Origin of the sequence: Streptomyces sp. GbtcB7, from assembly GCF_019091445.1 — a bacterium.
Lineage (GTDB): Bacteria > Actinomycetota > Actinomycetes > Streptomycetales > Streptomycetaceae > Streptomyces > Streptomyces mirabilis.
In genome coordinates, this window is sequence record NZ_JAGXJM010000022.1 from 84,754 (window position 1) to 98,051 (window position 13,298).

A 13,298-nucleotide genomic window follows, 5' to 3' on the forward strand; every position below is an offset into this window, starting at 1 on the left:
GAAGACAATCGCGTCATGACTGGATCAGGTGAGACGCGTGGGATCGGCTTGTTGAGATCACGACTCGAACGAGTGAGACGGGACAGTTCGCCTGAGGCAGACGAGAAAGATCGCGAAGGGGACTGGCCAACGCTTCGGGGGCATGTCAACGTAGACACCTTCCCGGAAAATGCCAGGTCAGAGAGGTGATGCCGGTGACGGTGGAGGTTGTCCAGCCCGGATTTTCCACGACCGTCGAGGCTCTGCGGCTGCACTCCTGGAAGCTCGGTCCTGGTCAGCCGACGCTGGTGACCGACCAGTTCACGGACGCTGGCTTCAAGCTGGTCGTGGACGACCGTGCCGATGTCCATGTGAACAGCAAGGACGGGCGGTTCTACCTTGGCTGGTTCCCGACAGGGCGCCCTGGCACCGATGGTGAGGGCTGGGTCATCGCGGTCACCGGCACAGCGAAGGACCCCGGGTATCGGATGTCGTTCGACACCGAGACCCCGGCGGACATCGTCGCCGCCGCTGTGGCGCGGGTCCTGGCCACATCCCAGGCTGTCTGAACGGCGTTGCGGCCGATGGCCGTCACCGGGTTGTTCGTCACACCCCATCCTCTGCGGTGCCCTACTCCGGGGCGCCCTTGTCCGCTACTGCTAGGAGAACGTTGTGGACCCTCACCTGCCCGATATGACTGTCGGCGAGGTCATCGATCTTCTGGCCGCTTGCGACCGTCAGGCGCCGGCCCGGCTCGCCATCAACCCCCTCTTCCCCATGGCCCACCGTCTTGGCGGCGTGATCAACACCCGCGACGAGATGGGCAGCCCGGTGGTCTACATCGCCGAAAGCAGGGACGCCGAACAACTCGGCTACCTTCCGCCCGACGTCGCCGTTGCTCTGACCTGGCAGGAGCCGACCGAGGCACCCCCGCGCCGGCGACGCAAGGCGACCGGGCCCGACCACGACGGCCACTGACCCACCCACGACGTCCCGGAGGCGCCCCTGAACTCGCACTACCCCATCGACCCCACCCACCCCGCCTCGCCGGACCCGGTGTACTGGGTCACCCCGCGTCATCTGGCCGGAGACGACGATGCTCTCGCCGAGAGAACCGGCGACCTTTTGACCGGCATGGGCTGGCGACTGTGGCCGACCTCCCGCCACACCCTGCTGTACGTGAGCCCGGACGAGCTGCGCGGCGCCGAGTGGATCCTCGCCAGCTACCCCTTCGAACTCGGCGGACTGCCCGTGGCCTGGCAACTGTCCGCCCGGCCGCACGCCACGAGTGCCCTGACGGAGTGGAACGCCTACTTCACCACCGGCGTCCCCCACGAGGCGCTCGCGGACCTCCTCGTCGCCCTCGACGCCCGCGAGGCGCCCGAGACCGGTTTCGACGACCCGGAGGCGGTCCTGACGGCGCTCGTCGCCCAGGGCTGGATCAGGGACGTGGACCGTCCCACGAACGCTGCCACGGACCCCGGCTTCGCCTCCAGCATGTCGCTGGAGGAACTGCCCTCGCTTATCCAGGACGTCGACCCGCGCCCCGACCTGATGGGCTGGCAGGCGTGGGCGGAACCCGTCCTGGGTGCCCCGTATCTGTGGTGCGCCAGCTTCAGCGCCAGCGTCCCGCACGACCTCGTCGCCGTCTTCGCCGCCTCGCTCGCCTCGCCGGTCCCGGTTACGCGCCGCACGCTGCCGGACAGCGCGGAAGGCCGGCTCACCGTGATCCGCCGCAACTGAAATCCCATGCGCCCCGAACCGGCGCCCCGACCGACCGTCGCCTTCCCACGAGCGGCTGCGAGTCGTCCTGCCGCCCGCGGATCCGTGCGCTCCCGCGCCGTCCCGTTTCGCGTCTCCCTTCCCTGGAGGTCTTGTTTGTCCCTGCCGCTGATCCGACTGGCCATCGGCCGTACGAACGGCACCGCCCACCACGGTGTCCTGCTCGACACCGGGCCGCTGACCGCCTGCGCGACCCACACGCGCGATCTCGAACCCATCGGGGAGAACACCGCGCACCACATGTGCCAGAGCTGCACCCGCGCCTTGCTCGTCCTCACCACGCTCCCCCACGAGGGTGGCGAACCGGAGTTCCGTCCCGGTGCCGACACGGGCAAGAGCGCGGTCGCGCACAGGCCGATCCCCGGGCACCTGCTGGGATACTGCGGTAAGCCGCTCGACAACCGGTGTTCGGCCGCCCGACGGGTGTGTGCCAACTGCACCGGCCTCGGCGCCGCCCTCGACGGCCTCCGCCACCGCGCCGGTGACCTGTTGGTGAGCGCCGGCGAGCCGTGCCACACCGACGACACGGTGCTGTGGGCACCCAGCGGCCGAGACAACCTCGTCACCGGCCACTGCCGAGACGTGACGACCGGCCAGGCCCTGTGCGCGCGGCCTCTCTCCGGCCCCAACCCCGGTGCCCCCAACGAGTGCGCCCCCTGTCGGCGGATCTGGCAGGAGGCCGAGGCCGCCCGTCAGACCCACACGCTCCCCAGGCTACGGAGGCGTGCCCGATGGTGGCCGCAGCGACGTCAACTCGACACATTCGACGACCGTACCGGCACCCTCCGGCCGGGCGACGCCTATGCGCTCTCCGGCTGCGTCGAGACGCATCACGTCGTGACCGCGGTCGACCGCAGCCGCAGAAGCCACACCCATCTCGTCGCCTACCTCCCCACCGCCGACCGGATCGTGGATGTACGGCTGCACCGCGACCGCCTGGTCACCGTCCAGCGCCCCTACTGAACGGCTGACGTGGAATGCGGCACCTTCGTAGGCACGTTCCGTGCCGCATTCCGTAACTCATTGGCCCGGCAGGCCCTTTCGGCCTGCCGGGCCTTCGCCGTTATCCGGCGTTTTCCTCGGGCGGCTGGGCGTACCGGATGAAACGCGCGACGCCTTCTCCGACCGCCAGGTGGACGTGCAGATGGCGATTGCCCTGCTCGTCGCCGATGCTGGTGATGGCCTGGCATCCGCCGTGCCGACGGATCACCTCGGCTGATGTCTCCTGCACCATGGGCGGGCGGAACGCGAGCACCTCAGGTGTTTCCCGCACCACGTCGACCGCGACGCGCCCTGGCAGAACGTGCGTGCAGTACCAGTCTGGTTCGTCGGCTTCCACGACACGCACCGTAGAGCCACCGCACCGCACTGGGAGCCGGTCTGGATACGGGTGTGCCCCTGCCAGCGAGGGCAGGGGCACACCCGTGGGCGGGCGGGGTTCAGTTGGTGGTCTGGGCCTTGGCCAGCGCCTTGTCGAGGTGGGCGTCCACGAGCCCCGGCGAGCCGGAGACGATCACCAGAACGTTGCCGGTGCGGATAGCCGTCTGCTTGACGACGCTGCGCTGCCCGCCGACCGAGTAGGTCAGCAGCTGGCTCCACCGCTCGTCACCCAGGTCTGGGGCGGCCGTCTCCTGGGCGCTCATGTCGATGACGGTGTTGCCCGACACGAGCTGGTAGGCGGGGCAGGAGACCATCGCGTCGAAGATCTCGCCGATGCCCGTCGACAGTTTTGCCGCGGTGTCGCTGTAGAGCTCCTCGGAAACCTCGGAGTCGCTGCCGCCGGCGTACGTGAACGATGCCTTCGCCTGGCGAGGGAAGGTCAAGTCGGTGCCGGTCGCCGCGTTACTTCCGAGCTTGGCCAGTGCCGGGCAGCCGAGCACGGCGACATCGTCGTGTGAGGCCGATCGCTGCGGCTTGCGGGTGTAGCCCTCGCCCAGGTCGCTCTCGTCCAGGAGCCGCTCGGCCAGCGCGGCCGAGGACAGCGGCGCGGACGACGGGGCGTTTCCGTCCGCCTGACGTGCGGGAGCGGCGGTGGAGGACGTCGGATCGGCGGAGGTGGTGTTGCCGTTCGAGCAGCCGGTCAGAGCCAGAGCGGCGAGAGCGCTGAGGCTGAGGACGGTCGTGGTGGGAAGGCGCATGCGAAACCCCTAAGTGGCCTGTGAAGCGGACGGGTTGACTGGTCCGGCCCTCCGGGCACCGGCAGACAGAAGGGGAGTTGGGGTTTCAGGGGTTTCGTCGGCTCAGTGGCCGAGGTGGCGCAGACCCTCGTCGAGGGTGGGGTGGAAATGGTCGACCGGACCGGAGTTGCGGTTGAACCAGGCCGGGTCGAGGCGGGGCTCCGTCGTCTCGTGGCTGGCCCGGCAGCGCAGCCGGATCGTGTCGTCGCGCATGCTGAAGATGATCCAGTCCCGGTATGCGCCGCACTCGGGGCACGCGGTGACCTCCCCGTCGATGACGAGTGGCTGCTGCCAGCGCATCATCAGGCCCTCTACGTCCTGGCGCGAAGGGACTCGCAGATCCGGCGGCAGGAAGTCGGGCACCACCGAATCCGCGACCGGTACCGGGGTCGGTGCGGGCGGCTGGACGTGGGGATGTGACTGAACGGCGTGCAGCAGCGCATGACCCGCACGCTGGGCTTCGCGGAACTCACGGTCGGCGCGAGCGCGTCCGAACATCCGGTCTCCTTCTTTCGTCTGACAGGCCACAAGGAGGGTGCCTCATGCGCCTGACCTGCTGCAACTCTCAGACTCCGTAATCACCGGGCCTTGCCCGACCCCTCGCTTCGGCTCGCCTTGGGCGTCGTCGTGCGCCGTGTCGGGGTGGTACTGGAGTGGTGGGGCATCGTGGACGCGTCGGCTGGCAGATCGGCCATGCGGCGCAGCCGCCACACCAGCACGTCGCTGACCGAGTCCGCAGTGTCCATCTCCCGCCGCTCGGCGGCCTCGGCCAGCAGTGCCGCCGGATCGTGCCCGAGGCTCTCGGCGTCGGCGAGGGTGGCCGCGAGGGCGTACCAGCCCGGCTCGGCCAGGATCTGCTCGGCCAGCTCGGGCACCGCCGCCCGCAGATGGGCGGCCTGCTTGTGGCGCAGAGGCTGCGACAGATGCCGGCCCCGCTGGTACAGCACCCCCAACGGAACGCTGGCGGCGGCCTGGTAGGCCGCACGCAGGTGCTCGGCGGCCTCGCGGGCGGCGGCGGCCTGCTGGGCATGGTTCTTCTTCGCGTGCCAGTGGGCGGCGGCGGTGACGAGGAAGAACGCTATGTCGATCAGCATCGCCGTGGTCGCCCCGTCCTCCCCGCGGCCGAGCGCGGGCCCGCTGTAGACGAGGTCGCGGGCGGCCTGGCGCAGGGCGCGGTCGTGCCCGCGCTCGGCCTTGACGTGGGAGCGGGTGGCCCGCTCGAACGCGAAGGCCGCCTCGCGCAGTTGATCGCGGGTGTGGGCGGCGGAGGTGTTGGCGAGCGCGTCCAGCACCTCCCCGGCCGCCGCGATGTGCGCGGCCACCTGCGCGTCCTCACCGTCGTCGATGACCAGCACCGCCTGCCAAGCCACCGCGGCGGCGCGCCGCCGCGCCGTTGCCGGACCGCTCGGCGCCGGGCCCGTGGCCTGGTCCGAGGGCGCGCCGGTGTCCTGGGAGGAGGTGTTGCCGGACCAGCGTTCATGGATACGGGGCAAGGACAGGTCGGGCGAGAGCGTGGAGCCCGCGTAGAAGACCGGCTCCTGGTCCTCGTTGCGGTCGTCGGGCAGCGCGACCTTGTAACCGAGCAGGTCACCCGAGGGTGCGACGCGCTTGCGGATCAGTACACCGGCGGCGGCCAGGCGGTCGAAGAACTCCGTCTCGCTGGTGGCGCCGGCCACCGCGCGGCGTACGGTCTCGCGCAGTTCCTCGCGGGAAGCGCGGTCCTTGCCCAGACGTTCAGCCTTGTGGCGTTCGGCGCTGGTAGGGCGCTTGGCGGCAGTGCCGTCCCCCTTGTTGAGCCGCCGCAGCCCCAGTTCGGCTTCCAGGAGACGGGCTTTGGCCTGGACGCGTGCGGCGTCGTGGTCGAGATCGGGCTTGTAGCCGTCTTCGCGCACCAGGGTGGCGATGATGTGGATGTGGTCGTCGGCGTGCCGGACGGCGGCCCACCGGCAGCCCGCGCCCTGGTCGGGGTCGTCGATGCCGGCTGCGGCGACCATGCGGCGGGCGATGTCGCCCCACTGTTCGTCGGACAGGATCCGGTCCTCGGGGGCGTTGCGGACCGACAGGTGCCAGACGTGCTTGGCGGGGCGGTCGGCTGCGTCGATGTTGTCCAGAGGCTGGTCGAGCAGCTGCTGGAGCTGTTTGTACGTGGCGTTCGCATCGCGGCCGGGGTCGGGGGCGTTGTTGTCCCAGGACGCGACGAGGTGGGGGTCGATGTGCTCCTCGTGCGTGCCCTTCCCGTACAGGTAGTACAGCAGGCCGACCGTGCGCTTCCCGCGCTTGTGAATCTTGGGAACCATGCCGTGACCTCGGTTCCTAGTTCTGGGCGAGGAACTGGTCGGTGGCGTCCTGGACACGCTGTACCGCACGCTGGGTGGCGGCGATGACGGCATCGAGTTCGGCGGGCTGGGCACCGGAGTTGATGGCGCGGGCCACCTGGTTGAGGTTGTTGCCGACGTGGCCGAGATGCCGGCGGGCGGCGAAAAACTCGGAGACCAGCTCGCGGCGTCCGGCGATGGCGGCGACGGTGTTGTCGAGGTCGCTGGCGGCGGCGAGGCCGCTGCGCGCGAGGAACGCGGGCAGGCTCGTACGCGCGGCGGTCGCGGCGCTGGCGAGCAGGGTCTTCTCTTCGTCGTTGAGGCGGACGCTGCACACGTGGACACGCTTGTGAGCACGGGACTTCGGCGAGCGTTTACGCGAGGCGTTCTTCGCGGCGCGGCGCTTGCGCGGCGTCTGCTTCTCCTCCGGCTGCGATCCGCCCTCGGTCGCTGCCTCGTGGACCAGCGCCCCCCGGTGCTGGTCCGCTCCCGCCACCCCCGGGGCGGGATTGGCCAAGGACGCCTTCCCCGACGGGGAAGAGCGTCTTGGCCGATAACTTGCTCGCCCTGAGACCGAGTTGGGAACCGGCTCATCGGGGGTGGGGGCGGGGCTTGTACTCGGGTGCGTCATCGGGTGCGGTCCCTGGTGGTGCGGAGGCGGTACTGGATTTCGGCGGCGAGGTCGACCACGGCGGCCGGTCCGTCGAGGACCCGGACGCGCGATTCGGGCGTGTCCTGGACGAGCCACTGGTTGGTCGGCACACGGACGGCCGCGTGCAGGAGCCGGTGGCGGACCAGGACGTCCGCCCAGGCGCTCGCCTCGGCGGCTGTGGGGACGTATGTGCGTGGGTGGCGGGGACGGATGGCGGACCCTCCCTGGCGGTGGCGGGGGCGGTGGCGGTGGCGGTGGCGGTGGCGGTGGCGGTGGCCCAGCACGAGGCCGGGCCACCCAAGCGACTGGGTGAAGTGGGGGCCGCCTGACCTGCATCTATGTGGCCTGTCAGCCGCACTCGGGGCAGCGTGCGAAGTGCCGGCTCATCGCGCGGGCCATGTTGTGCTTGACCGTGATCGCCTGCTTCGCGCTGGTCTTGGCCGGTGGGGTGCCGGCTTTGCGCTCCGCATAGGCGGTCAGGAAGCGGATGTCCTTCTCGAAATCGGACCTGATGCGCGACAGGCGCGGGCACGTCTTCACCGTGCACTCCTCTTCTTCGTGGTGGACGTGGCCGTTTCGTGGCGCAGACGCTCCAGGACCGGCGTGAGGCGGTCGTTGCGGATGCCGATGTCGTGGGCGCGCATGATCTCCCTGAGCTGGGTGCGCGTGACTTCGGCGTTCCCGTCCCGTTCCAGCAGCTTGGGCACGTGGGGACGGAGCTGGGTGACGAGCTGGTCCACACTCACCTTCCCCTGCCTTCGGGACGGCTTGCCCTGACCGCCTCGGGACCGGCTCCGGGACGCCTTCGGCCTCCTGCGCGCGGGGACCGAGTGGGGACGGTCCCCGCCCGACTCGGTCCCCGTTCCGGTGCCGGGGGCAGCGTGGTCCCCGTCGTTGGGGACCGGTTGGGGACGGTCCCCGTTGGGCTCGGTCCCCGTTTCGGAGTCGCGGGCATCGTGGTCCCGGTTATGGGGAACCGGCGTCGGGGACGGGAGGTCTGGGCTCTGAGCTGCGGTTTTGTCCCCGCGTTCCGGGCTCGCGTCCGTGCTGTTCCCGGTGTTGTCGGTCCCGGGGACCGCGTTGTCCCGGTACCCGTTCACGGCCTCGCCAGTGGCGGCCTCCATGTCCAGGTCCCCTATTGCGTCCCGGTCCCCGGTCGGCGTGCGGTCCCCTGTTTCGGGGACCGCGGGGGGACGGTCCCTGCTCTCGGCGGGTGCCGTCTCGGGGACCGGATTCGCATGGTCCCCTTCGGGACCGTCCCCGATCGGCGTGGTGTTCGCGCTGGGGACCGAGAGCAGGCGGATCGGCCGGTCCCGGGATGCCGTCCCGCCGGCGAGGGACGGGCGGACGGGACCGTGGTCCGTGTCCCGTGACGGCTGCGTCCAGGGCGAGGGCAGGTGGACGGTCGCGAGCGCGGTGGCATGGCGGCGGACGGCGAGCTGGTCCAGGAGATCGCACCTTTGCTGGAGGTCGGTGCCGACGCCGGCCTTTGCGAGGGCCTTGGACAGCCGCCGGGTGATCCGTCGGCCCCGCCAGCTCTCGCGGCTCTTGGGAGAACGTTCCGCCAGGCGGGCGGCCAGGGCGACGGCCTGGGCGGTGGCCCGGTCGCGGGTGATCTGGGCGGCGTCACGGTCACGTTCGGCGATGCCGAGGCGGGACAGCAGGCGCTCGCGCGCTTCCCGCCCGAGGGTGGCCAGGATTCCGTGCGAGGCGGCGCCGGGCTTGCGCAGCCGCAGCTCGATGCCCATGGCCTGGTGCCACAGCATCGCCGCCATGATGGGGCCGACGAAGGCCCGCACGGTCCCGCCGATCGGTCCGGACTCGGCGTAGGCGGGGATCACCTGCACGCCAGTGATCATCCAGACCAGGACTCCGGGCAGGCCCGGTGCGCCCTGGGTGTTGAGGTTCTGGCGGGCCATCAGCGCGGTGGTGAACAGCGCGAGTTCGGCGGCGCCGAACATGGCGATGCGCTCGGCGGTGCCGGCCATGTCGAGGTAGTCGGCGGCGAAGCGCCAGCTGGTGTCGGCGCTGTAGGCGGTGCAGCCGATCGCGGCGAGCGCCGCGACCCACACCGCCGGCGCGGATGAACGCACCGTTCCGGCGCGGGTACGGCGGCGCAGGATAAGCCACCCGCCCACGAGCACGGCAAGGACCGGCAGCGCGACGGCGGCGGTGATCACGGGAGGCATCTCGAAGGAGAAGGCAGCCAGGGGGATGGCGGTGGGGTGGGTCATGCTGCCCTACCTTCTTTCGCACGACCCGGTCGTTCGCGACGATGGGGTCGCGCGAGCGGGGCAGGGATGGGTTTCATGCTGGCTGCCGTCGATGGCTGGAGAGGCTGTTCCCCCTGTCCCGCCACTTCTTCCGGACTGCTGATTAGGCTCTGCGGACCATCGCTGAGTAGGGCGAGGACAGGCGGAAGGGGTCGCGCCACACGTTGCACGGCGAGGGGAGCGTCATGGCCGCCACTGCAGGCTTCGACATCGGCAAGGACTTCCACTGGCTGGCCGCCATCGACGACCGCGGCCGGCCACTGCTCAGCCACCGGGTCGGCAACGACCCGGAATCGATCGAACAGGCCGTCGATGAACTGCTCACTGTCCGGGCCGAGCACCACGGTCTCACCACCGGGCTCGACGTGATGGGCGGCATCGCCGGACTGCTGACCGCGATGCTGCTGGCCGCGGGCTTTCGCTGCGTCCACGTGCCCGGCCTGGCCGTCAACCGGGCCCGCCGCGGCACGCGGGGCGGCGAGAACAAGTCCGACCCGCGTGATGCCAGGGTGATCGCCGAACAGGTCTTGCTCCGCGACGACTTGCGGGCCATCACCCTGCCCGAGGAGGCCACCGTCGAACTGCGGCTCCTGGTCAGCTACCGCACCGCGCTGGCCAAGGAGACCACCGCCCGCATCAGCCGCCTGCGCGACCTGCTGGCGGGCATCCACCCGGGTCTGGAACGCGTGGTGGACCCGACCCAGAAGACCAGCCTGTTGCTGCTCGCCCGCTATGTCACGCCCGCCGAGATCCGGCAGGCCGGCGCCGCGCGGATCAGCAGCTACCTGGGCCGGCACGGCGCCTACCGGCCCGCCGTCGGGAAGCTGACCGAGGCCGCGCTCGACGCGGCGCGTGCTCAGCGCACCAGCGTGGTCGGGGAACGCCGCACCGCCCAGCTCGTCCGTGAACTCGCCACCGACCTGATGGCCGCCAAGGACCGCCTCAAAACGCTGGAGGCCGAGATCGAGGAGCTGGTGGCCGCCCACCCTGACGGGGCCCTCATCCGCAGCCTGCCGGGGATGGGGGCCGTCCTCACCGCGGAGTTCATCGCGCTGGTCGGCGCCATCGACCGGTTCACCAGCCCCGACGCCCTGGCCGCAGCGGCCGGACTTGCCCCGGTCCTGTCCCAGTCCGGCAGGATCCGCTACTCGCGCAGTGCCACAGGCGGCGACAAAGCCCTCAAACGCGTCTTCTACCAGTCCGCGTTCTGTGCCATCCAGCGCGATCCCGTCTCCAGGACCTACTACGACCGCAAGAGAAGCGAGGGCAAGCGGCACCATCAGGCTCTGATCGCCCTCGCCCGACGCCGCGTCAACGTCGTCTACGCCATGCTCCGCGATCGCAAGCCCTACGAAGGCCGACCTCAACTCCGCCTCATCGCTTGACATCAGCATTAGGCAGCCTTTCCGAGCGCGGTGATCAGAGCGTGGGTATGCACCTGGCGGGGCACGGGCGAGGAGGTGACCTCGTCCTCGTCCTCGTCGGTGGAGGGCTCGGCCTCGTCGTACAGGCCCCAGTAGCGGTCGCGGTCGGCGACGGCGTGGGCCGCCTTGCGCATCAGGTCGCGGGCCCAGTCGAGTTCGAGCTGGAGAGTGTGGGCGAGGCGCTCGGGAGACCATCCGCGGGCGTAGGCGTGGCGGATGATGGCCTCGCGTTCGGCGTCGCTGAGGTGGACGTCGCGGCCCTGGAAGGCCGCCTTGACCCGGGCGTAGTCGAGGCGCTTGCTGACCCGGGCGTGCCAGGGGCGGCGCTCGATCTCGGTCAGTCCGCCCCACATCCCGTGGCGGTTGTCGTTGTCGAGGGCGTAGTTGAAGCAGTCCTTCTTGACCGGGCACCGGCCGCAGATGGACTTGGCCTCCGCGGCGGCCTCGTGGTCGCGCGGGGCGTGGAAGAACAGCTCGTCGGCGTCCTCGGCAGGCATCCCGTGGCACAGGCCCCGGGCATGCCAGCTGTGGTCGGCGATTCCGCGCAGCGTCGGGCGCGCGGTGTCGTTCGTGGTGATGGTGCGCAAGAGGATCTCCGGGTACGCCTCAGCGGTCGTGCGGCGCTGGCAGGGTGGGTGCGGCGAGGCGCGGCGATGAGGCGGGGCAGGGGCGCGGCGGTGCCGCAGCGGAGGTGAAGTCGGTTGCGGGGGAGGCCGGTTCAGCGGCGTTGGAAGCGCCGGTCCGGCCCGGTGAAGTGAACCGGTGTGCACATGCCGGACAGGCGGGACAGGACCCGGTCGCCGATCACGTCGCGCAGCACCGGCTGCTGCCGTGGCATGCCAGGCTCGCGGACCGGCGGCAGGTTCGTGGTGAAGATCGTCGGCAGGCGGTTCTGGCAGCGCCAGTTCACCAGCCGGAAGGTGATCTCCTCCGTCCACTGCGAGCCCTTCGCGGCGCCGAGGTCGTCGAGCAGCAGCAGCGGCACCCGCACGATGCGGCGCAGCATGTACTCCGGGTCCACGCCGGACTGCGGGCGCATGTCGGCGTACAGGTCGGCGGTGGTGGCCGCGTGCCAGCTCACGCCGCATCCTGCGGCGGTCAGGGCGCGGATCGCGCCGTACGCCTCGTGGGTCTTGCCGGCTCCGGTGTCGCCCCACAGCAGCAGCGACGGGCCGTGCGCGATCCTTCGGCGTCCGGCCGATCCGAAGTGCGGGTGGAGTCCGCCGGTGTTCGGTTCGACGGCCGCCTCGGTGATGGAGCGGACCCAGGCGGCGACGTCGGGGTGCTCGACCACGGCGTTGCGGTAGTCGACCGGGATACGCGCCTGGGCGGCCTCCAGGGCCGGGATCGGCTCCGGGGTGTCCGGCAGCGGCGCGGTGGGGTCGATGCCGCGTTCGGCCAGCTTGGCCTCCAGGCGTGCCCGGAGCCGCTCACCGATGGCGGGCTGGGGGTCGGCGAGGTGCGTGCGGGTCACAGGCTGCCTCCGAACGTCGTCGGCTCGGTGGCCGGGTTGAGGTAGGGCGTGTAGCAGGAGGTGCTGGCCCAGGGCCCCGCGCCGGAGGCGGACGACGGCACCGAGGCAGCCTGCGGTGCGTTGACGACTTCGTTCACCAGGCTCGGCAGGACGCTCGGGTGCAGGCTCTTGGCCCGCAGTCGCTCCATGGCTTCGAGGATGTCCTTCGGGTCGAAGCGCTCGTCCAGCAGGACCTTGACCTTGCGCCCCAGGAGCCCGAGGAAGTCCTGCGGCGGTCGGTGCCGGCAGCCCCGGATGTACTCGGCCATCAGCTCCTTCGCGGAGACCGGTCCGGGGACGGCGTCAGGTGCGGGCGCCTCGCGCCCCGTAAGGAGAGATCCAGGATCCAAGATCCTAGATCCAGAACAGGAGCCCTCCGGTAGTCCTCCCGTAGTCCTCCGGGAGTCCTCCAGGAAGGGCGCCTGACCTGCAGTTTTCCCAGGCGGTGCCGCAGCCGGTGCAACAGGGTCTCCGAGCGGCACGGATGTCGGCTTGCTCGCGACGGCAGCGGGCTCCGCAGGCTCGGTGGCGCTCGGAACGGGGCCGCGGACCCCTTCGTGCGGGCTCCCGGAGTCCTCCGGGAGGATTCCGGGAGACGTCACGGACGGTGCCGTGCGCGTGGTGGGGCAGGCGCCGTTGTGGCACTTGCCGCACTGCTGTTGGCCCTGGTGGCTGGGGCAGCGCGGCACCCGGGACGCCGTGGGCTTGTTGATCTTCTGGTGATGGTCCCACGTCACGACGTGGAGCCACGTGCGTCCGTCGCAGCCGGTGTAGCGGCAGATCAGCCCGGCGGTGGCCAGTTCCTCCAGGTCCTGGGCGACGTGGGCGGCGGTGTGCTCCGGGCGCAGGGCCCACAGACGTCCGGCGATGATCGCCGGGTGGTCGCGGTGACGGCCGGAGTCGTCGGCCTGTGTCATCAGCCCGATGAAGGTGAGCATGGCGGTCACCGAGCACTCGGCCAGCGACTCCGACTCGAACATCTCGGGCTTGACGGTGCGGATGCGTGCCATCAGACATCACCCTCGCCTTGCCGCACGGCCAGCTGACCCGGCGTCGGCGCTCGGCGGATGGGGACGGAAGGGACACGGGCTGCCGCGCAGGCCGGGCGGTCGGGCCTTTTGCGCAGGGCAGGAGGCATGTAACAATCCCCTTTGCAGTGTTGCCACGCTGAAGCGCCCCGTGG

16 protein-coding genes are annotated in these 13,298 nt (G+C 70.8%); 5 read left to right on the forward strand and 11 right to left on the reverse strand.

Translation table 11 applies throughout. The features are described 5' to 3' along the window. The first annotated feature begins 194 nt into the window (after positions 1-194). The 4 genes from KVT44_RS32075 to KVT44_RS32090 all read left to right on the forward strand — a co-directional run bounded on the left by KVT44_RS32075 (position 195) and on the right by KVT44_RS32090 (position 2,724). Complete coding sequence (locus KVT44_RS32075) at positions 195-548, forward strand: DUF317 domain-containing protein (RefSeq protein WP_308314174.1); 354 nt, start codon at positions 195-197, stop codon at positions 546-548. A gap of 124 nt (positions 549-672) precedes the next feature. After that, the gene (locus KVT44_RS32080; protein ID WP_217570623.1) at positions 673-957 is read left to right on the forward strand and encodes a hypothetical protein; all 285 of its coding nucleotides are present in this window, start codon (positions 673-675) and stop codon (positions 955-957) included. Positions 958-1,035: 78 nt separating this feature from the next. Beyond that, entirely contained in the window at positions 1,036-1,722 is a 687-nt protein-coding gene (locus KVT44_RS32085) for a DUF317 domain-containing protein (protein WP_217570625.1), read from the forward strand. 135 nt (positions 1,723-1,857) lie between these two features. Then, entirely contained in the window at positions 1,858-2,724 is an 867-nt protein-coding gene (locus KVT44_RS32090) for a hypothetical protein (RefSeq protein WP_217570627.1), read from the forward strand. Between the two features lie 100 nt (positions 2,725-2,824). On the opposite strand, the gene KVT44_RS32095 is transcribed toward KVT44_RS32090, so the two are convergent. The 8 genes from KVT44_RS32095 to KVT44_RS32130 form a co-directional block, all read right to left on the reverse strand. Further along, complete coding sequence (locus KVT44_RS32095; protein WP_217570629.1) at positions 2,825-3,100, reverse strand: hypothetical protein; 276 nt, start codon at positions 3,098-3,100, stop codon at positions 2,825-2,827. A 100-nt stretch (positions 3,101-3,200) separates the two neighbouring features. After that, a complete protein-coding gene (locus KVT44_RS32100) occupies positions 3,201-3,899 on the reverse strand; it encodes a hypothetical protein (protein ID WP_217570631.1) in 699 nt (232 codons plus the stop codon). Positions 3,900-4,001: 102 nt separating this feature from the next. After that, complete coding sequence (locus tag KVT44_RS32105) at positions 4,002-4,436, reverse strand: hypothetical protein (protein ID WP_254650155.1); 435 nt, start codon at positions 4,434-4,436, stop codon at positions 4,002-4,004. A gap of 80 nt (positions 4,437-4,516) precedes the next feature. Next, positions 4,517-6,235, reverse strand: coding sequence for a relaxase/mobilization nuclease domain-containing protein (locus tag KVT44_RS32110; protein ID WP_217570633.1), 1,719 nt, complete (start codon positions 6,233-6,235; stop codon positions 4,517-4,519). Between the two features lie 16 nt (positions 6,236-6,251). Then, complete coding sequence (gene mobC, locus KVT44_RS32115) at positions 6,252-6,770, reverse strand: plasmid mobilization relaxosome protein MobC (RefSeq protein ID WP_254650156.1); 519 nt, start codon at positions 6,768-6,770, stop codon at positions 6,252-6,254. A 110-nt stretch (positions 6,771-6,880) separates the two neighbouring features. Beyond that, positions 6,881-7,189 carry a hypothetical protein gene (locus KVT44_RS32120; protein WP_308314175.1) on the reverse strand — a complete coding sequence of 103 codons (309 nt, stop codon included), beginning with the start codon at positions 7,187-7,189 and terminating at the stop codon, positions 6,881-6,883. Between the two features lie 64 nt (positions 7,190-7,253). Next, positions 7,254-7,445, reverse strand: a complete 192-nt coding sequence (locus KVT44_RS32125; protein WP_217570637.1) for a hypothetical protein — start codon at positions 7,443-7,445, stop codon at positions 7,254-7,256. Continuing rightward, a complete protein-coding gene (locus tag KVT44_RS32130) occupies positions 7,442-9,139 on the reverse strand; it encodes a hypothetical protein (protein WP_217570639.1) in 1,698 nt (565 codons plus the stop codon). Before KVT44_RS32130 ends, KVT44_RS32125 begins: the two co-directional genes overlap by 4 nt. A gap of 224 nt (positions 9,140-9,363) precedes the next feature. Here KVT44_RS32130 and KVT44_RS32135 point away from each other — a divergent pair, with 224 nt between their 5' ends. Continuing rightward, the gene (locus KVT44_RS32135; protein WP_217570641.1) at positions 9,364-10,563 is read left to right on the forward strand and encodes an IS110 family transposase; all 1,200 of its coding nucleotides are present in this window, start codon (positions 9,364-9,366) and stop codon (positions 10,561-10,563) included. An 8-nt stretch (positions 10,564-10,571) separates the two neighbouring features. Here the strand turns inward: KVT44_RS32135 and KVT44_RS32140 are convergent, their stop codons facing one another. The 3 genes from KVT44_RS32140 to KVT44_RS32150 all read right to left on the reverse strand — a co-directional run bounded on the left by KVT44_RS32140 (position 10,572) and on the right by KVT44_RS32150 (position 13,125). Then, positions 10,572-11,189: a WhiB family transcriptional regulator gene (locus tag KVT44_RS32140; RefSeq protein WP_217570643.1), complete on the reverse strand. Its 618-nt coding sequence runs from the start codon at positions 11,187-11,189 to the stop codon at positions 10,572-10,574. A gap of 131 nt (positions 11,190-11,320) precedes the next feature. Further along, on the reverse strand, positions 11,321-12,076 hold the full coding sequence (locus tag KVT44_RS32145; RefSeq protein WP_217570645.1) for an ATP-binding protein: 756 nt from the start codon (positions 12,074-12,076) through the stop codon (positions 11,321-11,323). Further along, a complete protein-coding gene (locus KVT44_RS32150; RefSeq protein WP_217570647.1) occupies positions 12,073-13,125 on the reverse strand; it encodes a hypothetical protein in 1,053 nt (350 codons plus the stop codon). The genes KVT44_RS32145 and KVT44_RS32150 overlap by 4 nt, the downstream gene beginning before the upstream one ends. Positions 13,126-13,298: the final 173 nt, after the last annotated feature.